The sequence below is a fragment of the Pseudomonas moraviensis genome (assembly GCF_900105805.1).
GTDB classification, from domain to species: domain Bacteria; phylum Pseudomonadota; class Gammaproteobacteria; order Pseudomonadales; family Pseudomonadaceae; genus Aquipseudomonas; species Aquipseudomonas moraviensis_A.
The window spans coordinates 340,052-357,888 of record NZ_LT629788.1 but is presented as its reverse complement, the minus strand read 5'-3'; the positions used below and the strand labels follow the sequence as shown (position 1 = coordinate 357,888).

Genomic DNA, 17,837 nt, shown 5'->3' with positions numbered 1-17,837 from the left:
GAGCGAGCCTGCTCGCGAATGCGGTTATTCAGTCAACGATGATGTTGAATGAAACATCGCTTTCGCGAGCAGGCTCGCTCCCACTATTCAATCGGCGACAACTGCTTAGAAATAGTAGTTGGCCGACAGGTAGGTCTGCGCGCTGCTGGTCAAGTCCAGCGAGCCCTGTTTGCTGCCGCCGCTCTCTTTCATTTCGGTGCTGGCGTTGCTGCGCAGGTAACGGTAACCGAGTTCCACCGAGGTGTTCTGTGAAACTTGCTGCAAGACACCGACCTGGCCACCGATGGCGTAACCGATGTCGCTGTCACGGCTGAAGCCTGGCGAATCCTGAGTCAGTTTGGTCAGACCGGCCGTGGCGCCGCCGAACAACTTGGTGCTGCCGCCCACCGGGTAGAACAGGTCATAGCTGCCGAGCAGGTTTTCCTGGCGCAGTTTAACGCCATTGTGCGAGCCGGAAACGTTGTCGTAGGTGGCGTAGTAGCGACCCTGGCTGTTTTGCTGACCGAGGCGCATGCCATAGGTGTTGTTGCCGTCGATGGCTCCGGTGGCGTTGGGGTGGCCGAGGTTATTGTTCAGTGCGTGGGACTTGTCGATCTTGTCGCTGGTCTGGCCGAACGTCAGGCCGGCGAAGTTGCTGGTGTCGTCGGCGTTGGCCGCGATGCTGGAGCCTAACAGGGTAAAAGCCAGCAGCAGTTTGTTGATACGAGTCATGGGTATTTCCTCTTTCACAGTGCTGTTTGGGTATGGCGCAAGGTTACTGAGCCGCCCCTGTACGGCCCCTGAACCGTCTCTGAACCTGACCTGAACCAGATCGACTAGGCTGTTCTGACCACTTTCCATAAGGAGACCCGACCATGCGCCTGTTCCTCGCCCTTGCTTTGCTGGCGGTCAGCAGCTTCACCCAGGCTGCGATCAAGACTGAAGAAATCCCTTATCAAAGCGCCGACGGCAGCAAACTGATCGGTTACTACGCCTATGACGACGCGATCAAAGGCCCACGCCCCGGCGTTGTCGTGGTCCACGAATGGTGGGGGCTGAACGATTACGCCAAACGCCGCGCACGGGATCTCGCCGAACTCGGCTACAGCGCACTGGCCATCGACATGTACGGCGATGGCAAAAACACCGAGCACCCGAAAGATGCCATGGCCTTCATGCAGGCAGCGACCAAGGATGCCGATGCCGCCAGTAAACGCTTCGCCGCCGGGCTGGAGCTGCTGAAGCAGCAAACGCAGACCGACCCGAACAGGATTGCCGCCATCGGCTACTGCTTCGGCGGCGGCGTGGTGCTGAATGCAGCGCGTCAGGGTGTGCCGCTGGCCGGTGTGGTGAGTTTCCATGGCGCGCTGGCGACCAAGACCCCGGCGACCCCGGGCAGCGTGAAGGCGAAAATCCTGGTCGAGCATGGTGCGCTGGACAGCATGGTCACGCAGGACAACGTCACTGCGTTCAAGGCGGAGATGGACAAGGCCGGGGCGGACTACCAGTTCGTCAGCCTGGATGGCGCCAAGCACGGCTTCAGCAATCCGGATGCGGACCGCTTGAGTCATGGCGAGCATGGTGGGCCGGACATCGGGTACAACAAGGCGGCGGATGAAAAATCCTGGGCGGACATGCAGGCGTTCTTCAAGAAGATTTTCGGCTAACGCGCCTGTGTGGCGAGGGAGCTTGCTCCCGCTCGGCGACGCAGTCGTCGCCAAACCTGCTGGCGACCTTCTCGCTGACAGATATCAGCAGGTTTTTGGGGGGGCGCTTCGCGCCCCAGCGGAAGCAAGCTCCCTCGTCACAAAAACAGGGCCTACTGTTCAGCCTCGAAGCTAACCGGCAAAATGCCCGCCATGCATACCATCCCCGCCCTGCCCGCCTGCTGCACCGCGCTCGACAGCCACTGGCCGTTGCCGACGGTGTTGGCCGACACCGTGCTGCTCAGTACCCACTTCAACCCGGCGCAGTTGCTTGGCGATGACTTTCAGCGCAGCGCTGTCATCGCGCCGCCGAGCATTCAGCGTTCAGTGGCCAAGCGTCAGGCCGAGTTTCTCGCCGGGCGAATCTGCGCCCGTGCCGCGCTGCAACAACTCGAAGGTTTGAACGTCATCCCGCCGATCGGCGAGGACCGCGCGCCGGTGTGGCCAGCGCATATCTGCGGCTCGATCACCCACAGCACCGGCCGCGCCGCAGCGATTGTCGCCAACAAGCGGCACTGGCGCGGCTTGGGCATGGATCTGGAAAACCTGCTGAGCCATGAGCGCGCCGAACGTCTGGCCGGGGAAATCCTCACCCCGGCGGAAATGCAGCGCATGGCGGCTGGGCCGCAGGATCAACTGGCGCTGCTGGTGACCTTGACGTTTTCGGTCAAGGAGAGTCTGTTCAAGGCGCTGTACCCGATCGTCCAGCAGCGCTTCTATTTCGAGCACGCCGAAGTGCTGGAATGGACTGAGGCGGGTCAGGTCAGGCTGCGGTTATTGACGGATCTGTCGAGCGAATGGCGCAACGGTTCGGAGCTGGAGGCGCAGTTCGGGGTGCAGGATGGGCAATTGTTGAGTCTGGTCAGCATTCAGGCCTGAAGATTTGCATTGTCGGCACTGGCGCTATCGCGAGCAGGCTCACTCCTACAGGGTGAACGCATCCCAAATGTAGGAGTGAGCCTGCTCGCGATGAGGCCAGCCCTGCCACCACACAACCTACCGGCGCTCCTGATTCCTCGGCCAACTCAGACTGAAACACGCCCCGCCCAGACTCTTGCTCTTGCCAATGATCGCCCGGCCGTCGTGCCAGTGAATGATCCGCCGCACGATCGACAACCCTAGGCCATGCCCGCCCGACGCCCGCGTGCGGCTGTCGTCCAGGCGCAGGAACGGCGTGAAGATCCGCTCCCACGCCACTTCCGGCACGCCCGGTCCGTCGTCCTCGACGTCGATGCGACAGCGCAACTGGCCGACCTGATAACTCACCGTCACCTGTGAATGGGCATGGCGCATCGCGTTGCCCACCAGGTTCTGCAGCGCCCGATGCAGATAACGCGGCTCGGCCTCGACCCACGCGCCGTCGTTGTCGGCGGATGACAGGCACAAACCGCGCTGCACCGTGACCTCGGCGCGTAGCGGCGCCAGCTCCTCGATCACCTGATTGACCAGCGCATCCAGATCGATGCGCTGGAAAGTCAGCGCTGGCGAGCCCTGTTCCAGTCGCGCGTAGGTGAGCATTTCGTCGACCAGCTTATCGAGGTCCTCGATGTCGTGATCCATGCCTTCGCGGTATTTCTCCAGCGCTTGCGGGGTGGTCGCCGTGCCGATCATTTCCAGACCGAAACGCAGGCGCGCCACTGGCGTGCGCAGTTCATGGGACACCGCGCGCACCAGTTCACGCTGGATCGCCAGCAGTTGTTGCAGGTGCTCAGCCATGCCATTGAACGCCGATGCCAGACGCCCGACCGAGTCGGCGCCACGCGCCGGCACGCGGGTTTCCAGACTGCCCTTGGCAATGCGCGTGGCCGCCGCTTCGAGACCACGCAAACGCCGCTCAAGCTGACGCACCAATAAATAGACGATGAGACCGATCAGCGTCAGCCCCAGCGCGGCGATCAGCACCAGCCATTCCGGCGGGTACGGATTCATTTGATACAGCGGGCCGATTTCCAGCACCCACGGCGTACCGACCATGCCGGCAAACACGCGGATCGAATCACCGCCCTTGCCCAGCGCCATCACCGTGTCGCCCTCGGCCACGCGGCGACTCTGGTCTTCGTCCATGTCGGCATCATTCACCGTGACCAGCCGCAGATCGAAGCCGAAACCCTTTTCCTGCTTTATCTGCGCCAGACGTCTGGGCTGTTCGCCGACCGGCACCCGCACCAGTTCATCGGCGAGCAGGTAAATAGTCGCCCGAGCCAGTTGCTCGCTGATCTGCTGCACCTCTCCTACCAGTACAAGCTGCTCTTTTTCACTGATCAGCCGATAGACCTTGGCCGCGTGCGGCCCGGTCTGCTCGACCAGCGCCTGACCGCGCAGCACGCGGGTGCGCTGGGCCAGATCGAGGTCGGTTTCGGCGAATTTCTTCAGCGTCAGCGGAATACCGAGCAGCCGCTCCCACACCAGCAGCGCGCGATGGCGCTCGGTCTGGTTCATCGGTTGCAGGTTATCGGCCATCAGCGAGAACGTGCCGTGGGCCAGGCGCTCGCGGTATTGCTCGCTGCGCACCTGATTGAGCAGGTTCAGCGCCAGCACGCCAAGCACCGCCACCAGAATCAGCGCGGCGCACATGCCGCCATAGATGCGCAGGAAAATCGAATTCACAGGGCCAGGTCTGCGCAGGCTTCAGGGACGAACAGGTAGCCTTTGCTGCGGATGGTCTTGATCAGGCGCGGATGGTCGGGGTCGTCGCCGATTTTCGGGCGGATGCGCGAGATGCGCACGTCGATCGAGCGATCCTGGCCGTCGTAGCCGATGCCGCGCAGGGCAGTGAAGATTTCTTCGCGCGAAAGAATCCGCCCGGCGTTGGAGACCAGCAGCCAGAGCAGGTCGAACTCGGCGCTGGTCAACTCGATGCCGTTGTCGCTCAACCAGGCTTCGCGCAACGCGTTGTCGACCACCAGCGGACCGAATTGCAGGCGACGGGATTTTTCCGCGACCGGCTCGGGTGTGTCACTGCGTCGCAGCAACGCCTGGATGCGCGCCAGCAACAAGCGCGGGCGCACCGGTTTGCACACGTAATCGTCGGCACCGAGGTCGAGGCCGTGGATCTGATCGGCGTCGTCGGTGCGCGCGGTGAGCATCAGGATCGGCCCGTCGTACCGGTCGCGCACCTTTCGGCAAATGCTCAGGCCATCCTCGCCGGGCAGCATCAGGTCGAGGATCACCAGATCCGGTTGCTCCTTGATGATCCGCGCCGCCGCCAGCGCACCGTTGCCTTCGATCTCCACGCGCAGGCCATTGGCTTGCAGGTAATCGCGGGTCAGCTCGGCCAGTCGCTGGTCATCCTCGACGATCAATACCTGCCAGGTTTGTTGCTCCACCGGTGACCTCTGCTTGCTGTTTTTATTGATATGAGAAGGCTGTGCTGAATGAACGCGGTCCCTCCTCCCGTTCATTTGTCATGTTTCGGGAGGATAAAAATGCCCGTGCACCCAGCGATTGTATAAACGCCGGTCACCCGGAAAACAAGTCGGTAAATGCGTTCGGACAAGGCGGAATTCTGTGGTAGGGTTCGCGCCCTTAAAAAACCGCTGAAGCGTTTTTCCAGGCAAAAAAACAGTGACAAACGGTCTGGCTCAGCAGGTTCGCGGCCTACACGCGTTTTCCCTGTTTCTTACACAAATTACGCACAGGCTTATCCACAGGTAGTACGTTGCAATCCTCCCCTGAAACGCATTATCTTGTAGCACCGCGAAAACGCAGACCCTACATATGGGGTTTTCGTCAAAATCGCCCAACCACATTTCAGACCTGAAACTCAAGTGCTTTATGGCCAGTTTCCGGTAGAACGAACGAGTTTTTTCAAGTCCGAACCGCACTGGCGGATGGCACCGTTTTATTTGGTCCGAAACGGACAAAACGGTATGGGTGTTGCAGTCATGACTGTCACCCGCGAAGGAATCCGGTAGCGAGCTTCGGCTCACGACCAAAACTTCGGCAAGGATGCGGCGTTGCAGCCTTTTTCCTACTGTTCCGAAGTTTGTAATGCCGACGCCCGTCGGTTGCAGTGCTTCGGTACAGAACGGTGAGCACCATGACGGTGCCAAACAAACATAGAGAATGTGGAGACCACCCCCCATGCAAACCGACACAACTCGCGAGAACCCGCAGGGCACCTTGCCGCAGGCCGCCGATTCGACTTCGGATCTGGCAGCCACCGCGCCTGGCCAGCTGCGCGTGATCAAGCGTAATGGCACTGTCGTTCCTTACACCGATGACAAGATCACCGTCGCTATCACCAAAGCGTTTCTCGCAGTTGAGGGCGGCACCGCTGCCGCTTCGTCGCGAATCCACGATACCGTTGCACGCCTGACCGAGCAGGTCACCGCGACTTTCAAGCGTCGCATGCCATCGGGTGGCACCATCCACATCGAAGAAATCCAGGACCAGGTCGAACTGGCCCTGATGCGCGCCGGCGAGCAGAAAGTCGCGCGTGACTACGTGATCTACCGTGACGGCCGTTCGAAAGAGCGCGCTGCCCACGCCCCGGCCGAAGCAGCCGTCAATGCACACCCGTCGATCCGCATCACCCGCGCCGACGGCAGCCTCGCGCCGCTGGACATGGGCCGCCTGAACACCATCGTCACCGAGGCCTGCGAAGGTCTGGAAGAAGTCGACGGCGACCTGATCCAGCGCGAAACCCTGAAGAACCTGTACGACGGCGTGGCCCTGACCGACGTCAACACCGCCCTGGTAATGACCGCCCGTACCCTGGTCGAGCGCGAGCCGAACTACTCGTTCGTCACCGCCCGCCTGCTGATGGACACCCTGCGTGCCGAAGGCCTGAACTTCCTCGAAGTCGCCGAAAGCGCCACCCATCACGAAATGGCCGACCTGTACGCCAAGGCACTGCCGGCCTACATCGCCAAAGGTATCGAATTCGAACTGCTGAACCCTGTGCTGGCCACCTTCGACCTGGAAAAACTGGGCAAGGCGATCAACCACGAACGCGATCAGCAATTCACTTACCTCGGCCTGCAGACCCTGTACGACCGTTACTTCATCCACAAGGATGGCGTGCGTTTCGAACTGCCGCAGATCTTCTTCATGCGCGTGGCCATGGGTCTTGCGATCGAAGAGAAGCAGAAAGAAGACCGTGCGATCGAGTTCTACAACCTGCTGTCCTCGTTCGACTACATGGCTTCGACCCCGACCCTGTTCAACGCCGGTACCCTGCGTCCACAGCTGTCGAGCTGCTACCTGACCACCGTGCCGGATGACCTGTCGGGCATCTATCACGCGATCCACGACAATGCCATGCTGTCGAAGTTTGCCGGCGGCCTGGGCAACGACTGGACGCCAGTGCGTGCACTGGGTTCGTACATCAAGGGCACCAACGGCAAGTCGCAAGGCGTGGTGCCGTTCCTCAAAGTGGTGAACGACACCGCTGTGGCCGTGAACCAGGGTGGCAAGCGCAAAGGCGCTGTGTGTGCCTACCTGGAAACCTGGCACATGGACATCGAAGAGTTCATCGAGCTGCGCAAGAACACCGGTGATGATCGTCGTCGTACCCACGACATGAACACCGCCAACTGGATCCCTGACCTGTTCATGAAGCGTGTCTTCGATGACGGCAAGTGGACCCTGTTCTCGCCATCCGAAGTACCGGACCTGCACGACCTGACCGGTAAAGCCTTCGAAGAGCGCTACGAGTACTACGAAGCGCTGACCGAGTACCCGGGCAAGGTCAAGCTGTTCAAGACCATCCAGGCCAAAGACCTGTGGCGCAAGATGCTGTCCATGCTGTTCGAAACCGGCCACCCATGGCTGACGTTCAAGGACCCGTGCAACCTGCGCAGCCCGCAGCAGCACGTCGGCGTGGTCCACAGTTCGAACCTGTGCACCGAGATCACCTTGAACACCAACAAGGACGAGATCGCCGTTTGCAACCTGGGCTCGATCAACCTGCCGAACCACATCGTCGACGGCAAGCTCGATACCGCCAAGCTGCAACGCACCGTGAACACCGCCGTGCGCATGCTCGATAACGTGATCGACATCAACTACTACTCGGTGCCGCAAGCGAAGAACTCCAACTTCCGCCACCGTCCGGTCGGTCTGGGCATCATGGGCTTCCAGGACGCTCTGTACCTGCAGCACATCGCCTACGGCTCCGACGCTGCCGTCGAGTTCGCCGACAAGTCGATGGAAGCGGTCAGCTACTATGCGATCCAGGCCTCCTGCGACCTGGCCGACGAGCGCGGCGCCTACGAGACGTTCAACGGTTCGCTGTGGTCCAAGGGCATCCTGCCGCTGGATTCGCAACAGATCCTGATCGAGCAGCGCGGCGAGAAGTACATCGACGTCGACCTGAAGGAAACCCTGGACTGGGCACCGGTTCGCGCCCGTGTACAGAAAGGTATCCGTAACTCGAACATCATGGCCATCGCCCCGACCGCGACCATCGCCAACATCACTGGCGTCTCGCAGTCGATCGAGCCGACCTACCAGAACCTCTACGTGAAATCGAACCTGTCGGGCGAATTCACCGTGATCAACCCGTACCTGGTTCGCGACCTGAAAGCTCGCGGTCTATGGGACTCGGTGATGATCAACGACCTGAAGTACTACGACGGTTCGGTGCAGCAGATCGAGCGCATCCCGCAAGAACTCAAAGAGCTCTACGCGACCGCGTTCGAAGTGGACACCAAGTGGATCGTTGACGCCGCCAGCCGTCGTCAGAAGTGGATCGACCAGGCCCAGTCGCTGAACCTGTATATCGCCGGCGCATCGGGCAAAAAGCTCGACGTGACCTACCGCATGGCCTGGTACCGTGGTCTGAAAACCACTTACTACCTCCGTGCCCTGGCCGCGACCAGCACCGAGAAGTCGACCATCAACACCGGCAAGCTGAACGCTGTTTCCAGCGGCGGCAACCATGGCGACGATTCGGTCCTGGCCGCTCCGGCAGGTCCGGCGCCAGTGCCAAAGGCTTGCGCGATTGACGAGCCGGATTGCGAAGCTTGCCAATAAGCTGAGCTGATCCCAGGCGTTGCGAGACGCCTGGGATCTTCAGGCAAAAGAAACCCCCGACAGACTTCTTGTTTGTCGGGGGTTTCTTTTGCATGGAAAAAACCACAGGCATAAAAAACGGCGAGGCCCTATTACGGGACTCGCCGTTTCAACATTGCAACCTTCGTCAGCCCATCACGGACTCGGTCATTGCCTGCCCCACTACCGGAATAGTGAAGGAATCGCCGTTGTTGGTGTAGAAGGTTTCAATGGTGTTGGCTCCCTTGTACCAGTCTTTCAGGAACACGCCAGAGTCCAGATTGCCGCTTTGCAGGTCGGCGGCGTTGAAGATGTAGGCGCCCTGATCGTTTTGCATGATCCGGACATCGCTGACACTCTGGATGTTTCTGAGAGTGACCAGATCGATCCCTGTGGTGCCGTCATCGAAAATCGCGACCATGGTTTTGGAAGATACAAAATACGCATCGCTGCCCTCTCCACCATAACCGTCACCGGAAGCGCTCAGATACAGCTTGTCGGCACCGGCACCACCGCGCAGCTCATAGCCATGACCCAAGCCCATTAACGTGTCATTGCCATCGCCCCCGTCGGCGATACCCGAAATGACCGTAATGTTGTCATTGCCGGCTTCGCCATAGAAAACTGAACCGACATCACGCACATACCCAATGATGTAATCATCGCCGTTACCACCATAGATGGTATCAGCCTGATTATCCGTCGAGAAAGGTACAGTCAGGGCGCCAATATCCGTGAAGCTATGACCATAGAGAGTGTCATTGCCATCACCGCCATACAGGACGTCGTTACCGTCACCGCCCTCTAACATGTTGGCGTAGGCATTACCGGTCAAGGTGTCACTGAAGGCTGAGCCCACAAGGTTATCGATATTTATGAGTGCGTCCCCTTGGGCATCACCGCCAGTGCCGAAACCTGTCAGCAGATTGACCTGTACCGCATCGGAGCTATTGACGTACCAGGCAGAGTCTCCACGCCCAACACCAATCAAACTATCCGCACCAGCGCCGCCAATAAAGGTCTCTCTCACGGCGGCGGAGCCAGTGAAGGTATCGGCATAGGCGGAACCTTGGAATGCCTCGATCGACGCATAGATATCCCCCGCCGCAATACCGGTAAGCACCGCAGCACTCAGATCCAGCGTAACGCCCGAATCCTCACCAGCAAAGCTGAGAATGTCGTTGCCATTGCCACCATCAAAACGATCCACGCCGGCACTACCGACAAAGATATCGCCGTAATTGGAGCCCCGGATCTGTTCAATACTGTTGTAGGAATCGGCGGCAGCGATACCCGTGCTGACTCCGGTTTTGGAGTTGATTGTCACGCCCGTGAGGCTGTCAACGTAGCTGACCGTGTCAAAACCATCGCCACCGAAGAATTGGTCAGCACCTGCTCCGCCCGACAGCGTATCGGCACCGGCCCCGCCCGTGATGATGTTGTCTGAGGCATTGCCGTAACCGGTAAAATTACCGGTGCCGACGTAAGTAAGACGTTCAACGTTGGCTGCCAGGGTGTGATTGAGCAAAACAGTGCGTACTTCATCATCACCGCCGCTAACTGCTTCAACCACGTTCACCGAAGTGCCGTTGACGTAGTAGATGTCATCGCCGGCGCCGCCGTTCAGGACATTGCCCGTGGTTTGCCCGGTCAGGACGTCATTGAAAGACGAGCCGATGACCGTTTCAAATTCCCACAGCTTGTCGCCCTGGGCATCGCCACCCACGCCTGCAACACCGCCGACCAGACTCACCGTCACACCGCTGGACGAACCGGAGTAGTCAATGGTGTCCGTGCCGCCCGAACCGAAAAACTGATCCGCAGCTTCGCCGCTGATAAAGGTGTCATTGCTGCCAGAACCTTGCAGGAACTCGATACCGACGTATGTATCACCGAAAGCGATCCCGGAGTTCACCCCGGTTTTGGTGTTGATCGTCACACCCGAAGGGCTGTCGCCATAACTCACGATATCGTTACCGGCGCCACCGATGAACTGGTCAGCACCTGCTCCGCCCGACAGCGTATCGGCACCGGCCCCGCCCGTGATGATGTTGTCTGAGGCATTGCCGTAACCGACGAAGTTACCGGTGCCGACGTAAGTAAGACGTTCAACGTTGGCTGCCAAGGTGTGATTCAGCAAAACAGTACGCACTTCATCATCACCGCCGCCGACCGCTTCAACCACGTTCACCGAAGTGCCGTTGACGTAGTAGATGTCATCGCCGGCGCCGCCGTTCAGGACATTGCCCGTGGTTTGCCCGGTCAGGACGTCATTGAAAGACGAGCCGATGACCGTTTCAAATTCCCACAGCTTGTCGCCCTGGGCATCGCCACCCACGCCTGCAACACCGCCGACCAGACTCACCGTCACACCGCTGGACGAACCGGAGTAGTCAATGGTGTCCGTGCCGCCCGAACCGAAAAACTGATCCGCAGCTTCGCCGCTGATAAAGGTGTCATTGCTGCCAGAACCTTGCAGGAACTCGATACCGACGTATGTATCACCGAAAGCGATCCCGGAGTTCACCCCGGTTTTGGTGTTGATCGTCACACCCGAAGGGCTGTCGCCATAACTCACGATATCGTTACCGGCGCCACCGATGAACTGGTCAGCACCTGCTCCGCCCGACAGCGTATCGGCACCGGCCCCGCCCGTGATGATGTTGTCTGAGGCATTGCCGTAACCGGTAAAATTACCGGTGCCGACGTAAGTAAGACGTTCAACGTTGGCTGCCAGGGTGTGATTGAGCAAAACAGTGCGTACTTCATCATCACCGCCGCTAACTGCTTCAACCACGTTCACCGAAGTGCCGTTGACGTAGTAGATGTCATCGCCGGCGCCGCCGTTCAGGACATTGCCCGTGGTTTGCCCGGTCAGGACGTCATTGAAAGACGAGCCGATGACCGTTTCAAATTCCCACAGCTTGTCGCCCTGGGCATCGCCACCCACGCCTGCAACACCGCCGACCAGACTCACCGTCACACCGCTGGACGAACCGGAGTAGTCAATGGTGTCCGTGCCGCCCGAACCGAAAAACTGATCCGCAGCTTCGCCGCTGATAAAGGTGTCATTGCTGCCAGAACCTTGCAGGAACTCGATACCGACGTATGTATCACCGAAAGCGATCCCGGAGTTCACCCCGGTTTTGGTGTTGATCGTCACACCCGAAGGGCTGTCGCCATAACTCACGATATCGTTACCGGCGCCACCGATGAACTGGTCAGCACCTGCTCCGCCCGACAGCGTATCGGCACCGGCCCCGCCCGTGATGATGTTGTCTGAGGCATTGCCGTAACCGGTAAAATTACCGGTGCCGACGTAAGTAAGACGTTCAACGTTGGCTGCCAAGGTGTGATTGAGCAAAACAGTGCGTACTTCATCATCACCGCCGCTAACTGCTTCAACCACGTTCACCGAAGTGCCGTTGACGTAGTAGATGTCATCGCCGGCGCCGCCGTTCAGGACGTTGCCCGTGGTTTGCCCGGTCAACACGTCACTGAAAGACGAGCCGATGACGGTTTCGAAGTTCCACAGCTTGTCACCCTGGGCATCACCACCGACACCCAGAACACCTCCGACCAGACTTACTGTCACACCGCTGGAAGACCCAGAATAGTCAATGGTGTCAGTACCGCCCGAACCATCAAACTGATCGGCAGTTGCGCCACTGATAAAGGTGTCGTTGCTGCCGGAGCCCGCCAGCATCTCGATGCCGACGTAGGTATCACCGGCAGCAATCCCGGAGTTCACTCCGGTTTTGGTGTTGATCGTTACACCCGCAGGGCTGTCGGTATAACTCACGGTATCAGTGCCTGCACCGCCGATGAACTGGTCAGCACCTGCGCCGCCCATCAGAATGTCGTTACCGATCCCGCCGGTAATGACGTTGTCCGACGCGTTGCCGTAACCGACAAAGTTGCCGGTACCGACGTAGGTCAGGCGTTCGACGTTGGTTGCCAGGGTGTGATTGAGCAGGATGGTCCGTACTTCGTCATCACCGCCGCCCACCGCTTCAACGACGTTTACCGAAGTGCCGTTGACGTAGTAGATGTCATCGCCGGCGCCGCCGTTCAGGACGTTGCCCGTGGTTTGCCCGGTCAACACGTCATTGAAAGACGAGCCGATGACGGTTTCGAAGTTCCACAGCTTGTCACCCTGGGCATCACCACCGACACCCAGAACACCTCCGACCAGACTTACTGTCACACCGCTGGAAGACCCAGAATAGTCAATGGTGTCAGTACCGCCCGAACCATCAAACTGATCGGCAGTTGCACCACTGATAAAGGTGTCGTTGCTGCCGGAGCCCGCCAGCATCTCGATGCCGACGTAGGTATCACCGGCAGCAATCCCGGAGTTCACCCCGGTTTTGGTGTTGATCGTCACACCCGAAGGGCTGTCGCCATAACTCACGATATCGTTACCGGCGCCACCGATGAACTGGTCAGCACCTGCTCCGCCCGACAGCGTATCGGCACCGGCCCCGCCCGTGATGATGTTGTCTGAGGCATTGCCGTAACCGGTAAAATTACCGGTGCCGACGTAAGTAAGACGTTCAACGTTGGCTGCCAAGGTGTGATTCAGCAAAACAGTACGCACTTCATCATCACCGCCGCCGACCGCTTCAACCACGTTCACCGAAGTGCCGTTGACGTAGTAGATGTCATCGCCGGCGCCGCCGTTCAGGACGTTGCCCGTGGTTTGCCCGGTCAACACGTCACTGAAAGACGAGCCGATGACGGTTTCGAAGTTCCACAGCTTGTCACCCTGGGCATCACCACCGACACCCAGAACACCTCCGACCAGACTTACTGTCACACCGCTGGAAGACCCAGAATAGTCAATGGTGTCAGTACCGCCCGAACCATCAAACTGATCGGCAGTTGCGCCACTGATAAAGGTGTCGTTGCTGCCGGAGCCCGCCAGCATCTCGATGCCGACGTAGGTATCACCGGCAGCAATCCCGGAGTTCACTCCGGTTTTGGTGTTGATCGTTACACCCGCAGGGCTGTCGGTATAACTCACGGTATCAGTGCCTGCACCGCCGATGAACTGGTCAGCACCTGCGCCGCCCATCAGAATGTCGTTACCGATCCCGCCGGTAATGACGTTGTCCGACGCGTTGCCGTAACCGACAAAGTTGCCGGTACCGACGTAGGTCAGGCGTTCGACGTTGGTTGCCAGGGTGTGATTGAGCAGGATGGTCCGTACTTCGTCATCACCGCCGCCCACCGCTTCAACGACGTTTACCGAAGTGCCGTTGACGTAGTAGATGTCGTTACCAGCGCCACCGCTTAAAGTGTTGCCGGATGCTTGGGCGGTGAGAATGTCATTAAATGCAGAACCAATCACGGCCTCAATAGACGTCAAGGTATCGCCCTGAGCATCTCCGCCAACACCTGTTCCAGCGGTCAGATTGACGGTTACTCCTGCCGTCGAGCTGGCATAAGACGCGGTATCGATACCGTTCCCGCCATTCAAGACATCAGCACCTGCTCCGCCATCCAGCAAGTCATTGCCATCGCCGCCACTCAGCGAGTCATTTCCTGCAACCCCATACAACTCATCCGCACTTGACGTGCCTACCAGTGTGTCCGTACCCGACGTTCCGTTTATAACTGCCATTGTCTCTTCCTTGCCTTTTTGATGAATCGATAGTCAGCGCAATACTTCAGAATCGCCTCGATAAGGCCGAGTACTTTTGAGCGTGGTCATTGATGAGACGCTTAACCGCCTTGCAACCAGAGGTCTCCATGACCTGCGAAAGTTTGACGCGCCCCTTCTTCTGCTGGGGGCAACTGCAATTACTGCACCACAGCTGCCGACGAACGGTAGGTATTTGAGAAAAGCCTGACAGCGCGCAAAAAAAACCGACGCCCTAGGACGTCGGTTTTCAGTGCAGCAATCAGATCACATCAAGTCATCTGAATGATGGTCTGCATGATGGTGCTCTGAGTGGAGATGGTCTTGGCGTTCGCCTGATAGTTGCTCTGGCCCTTGATCAGATCAACCAGCTCGTTTGTTAGGTTAACGTTCGACTCTTCCAGCGAGTTGGACACCACCTCACCCAAAGTACCGGTCTTCGGCGCGTCGTACCCCGGGATACCCGAAGCGAACGTCTCTTTCCAGCTAGTGCCACCCACAGCCTGCAGGCCCTGTTCGTTGGTGAAGCTGGCCAGCGCAACCTGACCGATCGCCTTGCTCTGGTTGTTGCTGAAGTTGGCGAACAGCGTACCTGTACCGTCGATGGTCAGGTTGGTGATCTGTCCAGTGGCGTAGCCATCCTGAGTCGGGATCGTGCGCGAAGTATCAGCGTTGTACTGGGTGGTCTTGGCCATCGAAATGGTCACGCCAGCCGGATTTGCTGCCGCGCCGTTAGGCGTAAAAACACCGTTGGTCACGGTGCCTGGTTTCCAGTTACTCAACGTCAAGTCGCTGCTGATGAGCGGATTTGGCGCCGGCGGCGGCAAAGTACTCGGTGTACTCACCTGAAGCAATTTGCCGGAACTGTCGAACGTCAATGTCGAAGCAACCGGAGGCGTGGCGGCGTTGGTTGGATCGCTACCGGTGGCATCCGGGTTGCGTCCATCAACCAGGGTGTAAACCTTCCAGGTATTCTCGCCAGTCTTGACCATGTACTGATCCATGACGTGGGAGTTACCCTGAGTGTCATAGATCGGCGTGCTGAAGGACTTGGTGTAAGTCTCAGGCTTCGACGGGTCGAATTTGACGGCGCTGGCGCCGGTATCAACGATCACTGGCGAAGACGAATTGAGGTTGATGCTTGAGGTCACCGAAGAAGACGACTTCGGCGCCAGGTTCGAGGTGTCGATCTTCAGATCGGTCAACACGCCGTTGATGATCTTGCCGTTGGCATCCACACCGTAACCCTGCAGACGCGAGGTGTAGTCGGTGTTGGTGATGTAACCGGCGTTGTCGACCTTGAACGTACCGGCACGGGTGTACGAGATCGAGCCGTTGTTGCTCATGGTGAAGAAGCCGGAACCGTTGATGCCCATGTCCAGCACGTTGCCAGTGTTGTTGATGTCACCCTGGGTGAACTGCTGGGACACGTTGGCCAGGCGCACGCCGTTACCGATGACTTTGCTGCCGCTGCCCAGACGAGTCGACGAATAGACGTCTTCGAATTCCGCGCGGGAGGATTTGAAACCGGCGGTGGCGACGTTGGCGATGTTGTTGCCGGTCACGTCGAGTTGTTTGTTGGCGGCATAGAGACCGCTAAGGCCGATGTTAAAAGACATGTTCCACTCCTTCGTGCCGGGTTAGTCGGCTCTATATACCAATGGTTTGTACTTTGGACAGGGCAACGGTGCCCTTGCCGGCCAGGTTGAGCATCAGCTCGCCACCGGTCTGGCTGATCGTCACGCTGTTGACCGTCGCTGGCAGGTAGGTCGCCAGGTCGGTCGCGGTGCCGTTGATCGGTGCGTTGGCCTTGAACGTGTAAGTGCCGACCGGAACCACGGTGCCGGCAGTGTCCTTGCCGTCCCAGGTGAAGCTGGCATCGCCGGCGGCGCGGCTGCCGAGGTCGATGGTGCGTACGGCTTTGCCGTCCTTGTCGGTGATGGTCACGGTGCCGCCGGCAATCGACGAAGGCACGGTGACCGAGCCGGTCAGGCCTTTGCTCGGGTCATCGAGCTGGGCGGTGTTGGTCTGCACGATCACGTTGCGACCGACCAGCGACGACGCCTGCAGCGCCTGCGACGAGTTGTAGTTGCCGGCAAGGCCACTGACGGTGGAGTTCAGCGTGGTGATGCCTTCAAGGCTGCTGAACTGCGCCAGTTGCGCCACGAAAGCGCTGTTGTCCTGCGGGTCGAGCGGGTTCTGGTTTTTCAGCTGGGTGACCAGCAATTGCAGGAACGCATCCTTGCCCAGCGCCTGGCCGCCGGTGGCACTGTTGGTCGCCGAGGCGATGCCGCCCGGCGTCGTGCTGCTGGCCGTCTTCGACGAGTTGGCCAGGATGTCCTTCATGCTCAGGGTGCTGGTGGTGTCCGTAACGCTCATGGCATTCGTCCCTTATTACTGACCGAGGGTCAGTACCTTCTGCATCATGGTTTTGGCGGTGTTCATCATTTCGGCGTTGGTCTGGAACGAACGACTCGCGGAAATCATGTCAGCCATTTCTTCCACCACGTTGACGTTCGGGTAATAGACATAGCCCTTGGCGTCAGCGGCCGGATGGTTCGGCTCGTAGCGCGCTTCGAGGTTGCTCTGGTCTTCGACCACGCCAAGCACCTGCACGCCCTGCCCGGCTGCGTCCTGGTTCTGGAACAGCGAATCGCTGCCGCCGGCCTGGCCGCCTTGGAACATGGTGGCGAACACCGGGTGACGGGCGCGGTAGGTCTGGTCGATGCTCGACGAAACGGTTTCGGCGTTGGCGATGTTCGACGCCACGGTGTTCAGACGCGTGGTCTGCGCGCTCATGCCGCTGCCGGCAATGTTGAAAACGCTGGACAGGGACATGGATTATTCTCCGCGCAGGGCTGACACCAGCCCTTTGAATTTGCTGTTGAGCAAGGTGAAGCTGGCCTGGAAGCCGACCGCGTTTTCCGCGTAGTTCGACTGTTCCAGTTGAGCGTCGACGGTGTTCTGGTCGATGGAAGGCTGCATCGGCGTGCGATACATCAGCGACTCGTCGCCGTTGCCCAACCCTTCAGCCTCGATGTGGCGGCTGTTGGTCATGTTCAGGGCAAAGTGGCCGCCGGTCTTGGTCTTCTCGGTCTGTGCTTCGAGCACTTTGGAGAAATCCAGATCCCGCGCCTTGTAGTTCGGGGTGTCGGCGTTGGCGATGTTGTTGGCCAGCACTTCAGCACGCTGGGCGCGGAAGCCCAATGCCTTTTCGTGAATGCCCAGCGCTTTGTCGAAGCTGATGCTCATGTCGGGAACCTTCAGGTGACCGGTTTTTCGTAACTGAGCTTTAGCAAGCGCCGTGCCAAATGGAAGAACCCCCGTATTCCGGGGCTTTGCGCCAGACAGGCAAAGCGGCAATGCCAGAAAAGCGGCAACCGGTTTCCGCTGGATGCCGCTTTTCTGCCGCTTGCCGTCCCTCTCCCTGACGCCGCAGATCCATTGTAGGAGTGAGCCTGCTCGCGATTGCGGTGTATCAGTCACTTATGTGGCATCTGGTAGACCGCTAT

11 protein-coding genes are annotated in these 17,837 nt (G+C 59.1%); 3 read left to right on the top strand and 8 right to left on the bottom strand.

Annotated features, from left to right (window positions below; translation table 11 throughout):
* Positions 1-105: 105 nt before the first annotated feature.
* Complete coding sequence (locus BLU71_RS01765; protein WP_039757849.1) at positions 106-711, bottom strand: membrane protein; 606 nt, start codon at positions 709-711, stop codon at positions 106-108.
* Between the two features lie 143 nt (positions 712-854).
* On the opposite strand from BLU71_RS01765, the gene BLU71_RS01760 reads away from it, so the two are divergent.
* Both BLU71_RS01760 and BLU71_RS01755 read left to right on the top strand, forming a co-directional pair.
* A complete protein-coding gene (locus BLU71_RS01760) occupies positions 855-1,646 on the top strand; it encodes a dienelactone hydrolase family protein (RefSeq protein ID WP_083352180.1) in 792 nt (263 codons plus the stop codon).
* A gap of 192 nt (positions 1,647-1,838) precedes the next feature.
* Positions 1,839-2,564 carry a 4'-phosphopantetheinyl transferase family protein gene (locus BLU71_RS01755; protein ID WP_065616788.1) on the top strand — a complete coding sequence of 242 codons (726 nt, stop codon included), beginning with the start codon at positions 1,839-1,841 and terminating at the stop codon, positions 2,562-2,564.
* Between the two features lie 117 nt (positions 2,565-2,681).
* Here the strand turns inward: BLU71_RS01755 and BLU71_RS01750 are convergent, their stop codons facing one another.
* Both BLU71_RS01750 and BLU71_RS01745 read right to left on the bottom strand, forming a co-directional pair.
* The gene (locus tag BLU71_RS01750; protein ID WP_083352179.1) at positions 2,682-4,292 is read right to left on the bottom strand and encodes an ATP-binding protein; all 1,611 of its coding nucleotides are present in this window, start codon (positions 4,290-4,292) and stop codon (positions 2,682-2,684) included.
* On the bottom strand, positions 4,289-5,011 hold the full coding sequence (locus tag BLU71_RS01745) for a response regulator (RefSeq protein ID WP_042607182.1): 723 nt from the start codon (positions 5,009-5,011) through the stop codon (positions 4,289-4,291). Before BLU71_RS01745 ends, BLU71_RS01750 begins: the two co-directional genes overlap by 4 nt.
* A 757-nt stretch (positions 5,012-5,768) precedes the next feature.
* Between BLU71_RS01745 and BLU71_RS01740 the strand changes: the two genes are divergently transcribed.
* Complete coding sequence (locus BLU71_RS01740; RefSeq protein WP_024013986.1) at positions 5,769-8,663, top strand: ribonucleoside-diphosphate reductase subunit alpha; 2,895 nt, start codon at positions 5,769-5,771, stop codon at positions 8,661-8,663.
* A gap of 166 nt (positions 8,664-8,829) precedes the next feature.
* Here the strand turns inward: BLU71_RS01740 and BLU71_RS27215 are convergent, their stop codons facing one another.
* The 5 genes from BLU71_RS27215 to flgB all read right to left on the bottom strand — a co-directional run bounded on the left by BLU71_RS27215 (position 8,830) and on the right by flgB (position 17,577).
* Positions 8,830-14,307, bottom strand: a complete 5,478-nt coding sequence (locus BLU71_RS27215) for a calcium-binding protein (protein ID WP_156889207.1) — start codon at positions 14,305-14,307, stop codon at positions 8,830-8,832.
* A 290-nt stretch (positions 14,308-14,597) separates the two neighbouring features.
* Positions 14,598-15,944: a flagellar hook protein FlgE gene (flgE, locus tag BLU71_RS01730; protein ID WP_042607184.1), complete on the bottom strand. Its 1,347-nt coding sequence runs from the start codon at positions 15,942-15,944 to the stop codon at positions 14,598-14,600.
* Between the two features lie 31 nt (positions 15,945-15,975).
* Positions 15,976-16,704 (bottom strand): flagellar hook assembly protein FlgD, encoded by a 729-nt coding sequence (gene flgD / locus BLU71_RS01725; protein WP_042607185.1) that lies wholly within the window; start codon positions 16,702-16,704, stop codon positions 15,976-15,978.
* Positions 16,705-16,719: 15 nt separating this feature from the next.
* Complete coding sequence (gene flgC / locus BLU71_RS01720) at positions 16,720-17,163, bottom strand: flagellar basal body rod protein FlgC (protein ID WP_042607186.1); 444 nt, start codon at positions 17,161-17,163, stop codon at positions 16,720-16,722.
* Between the two features lie 3 nt (positions 17,164-17,166).
* Positions 17,167-17,577 (bottom strand): flagellar basal body rod protein FlgB, encoded by a 411-nt coding sequence (gene flgB / locus BLU71_RS01715; protein ID WP_016773613.1) that lies wholly within the window; start codon positions 17,575-17,577, stop codon positions 17,167-17,169.
* Positions 17,578-17,837: the final 260 nt, after the last annotated feature.

What these genes read in the sequence shown, in the direction of transcription:
- BLU71_RS01765 (WP_039757849.1), bottom strand. Translation starts at nt 711, where the DNA reads ATGACTCGTATCAACAAACTGCTGCTGGCTTTTACCCTGTTAGGCTCC.
- BLU71_RS01760 (WP_083352180.1), top strand. Translation starts at nt 855, where the DNA reads ATGCGCCTGTTCCTCGCCCTTGCTTTGCTGGCGGTCAGCAGCTTCACC.
- BLU71_RS01755 (WP_065616788.1), top strand. Translation starts at nt 1,839, where the DNA reads ATGCATACCATCCCCGCCCTGCCCGCCTGCTGCACCGCGCTCGACAGC.
- BLU71_RS01740 (WP_024013986.1), top strand. Translation starts at nt 5,769, where the DNA reads ATGCAAACCGACACAACTCGCGAGAACCCGCAGGGCACCTTGCCGCAG.
- BLU71_RS27215 (WP_156889207.1), bottom strand. Translation starts at nt 14,307, where the DNA reads ATGGCAGTTATAAACGGAACGTCGGGTACGGACACACTGGTAGGCACG.
- flgE (WP_042607184.1), bottom strand. Translation starts at nt 15,944, where the DNA reads ATGTCTTTTAACATCGGCCTTAGCGGTCTCTATGCCGCCAACAAACAA.
- flgD (WP_042607185.1), bottom strand. Translation starts at nt 16,704, where the DNA reads ATGAGCGTTACGGACACCACCAGCACCCTGAGCATGAAGGACATCCTG.
- flgC (WP_042607186.1), bottom strand. Translation starts at nt 17,163, where the DNA reads ATGTCCCTGTCCAGCGTTTTCAACATTGCCGGCAGCGGCATGAGCGCG.
- flgB (WP_016773613.1), bottom strand. Translation starts at nt 17,577, where the DNA reads ATGAGCATCAGCTTCGACAAAGCGCTGGGCATTCACGAAAAGGCATTG.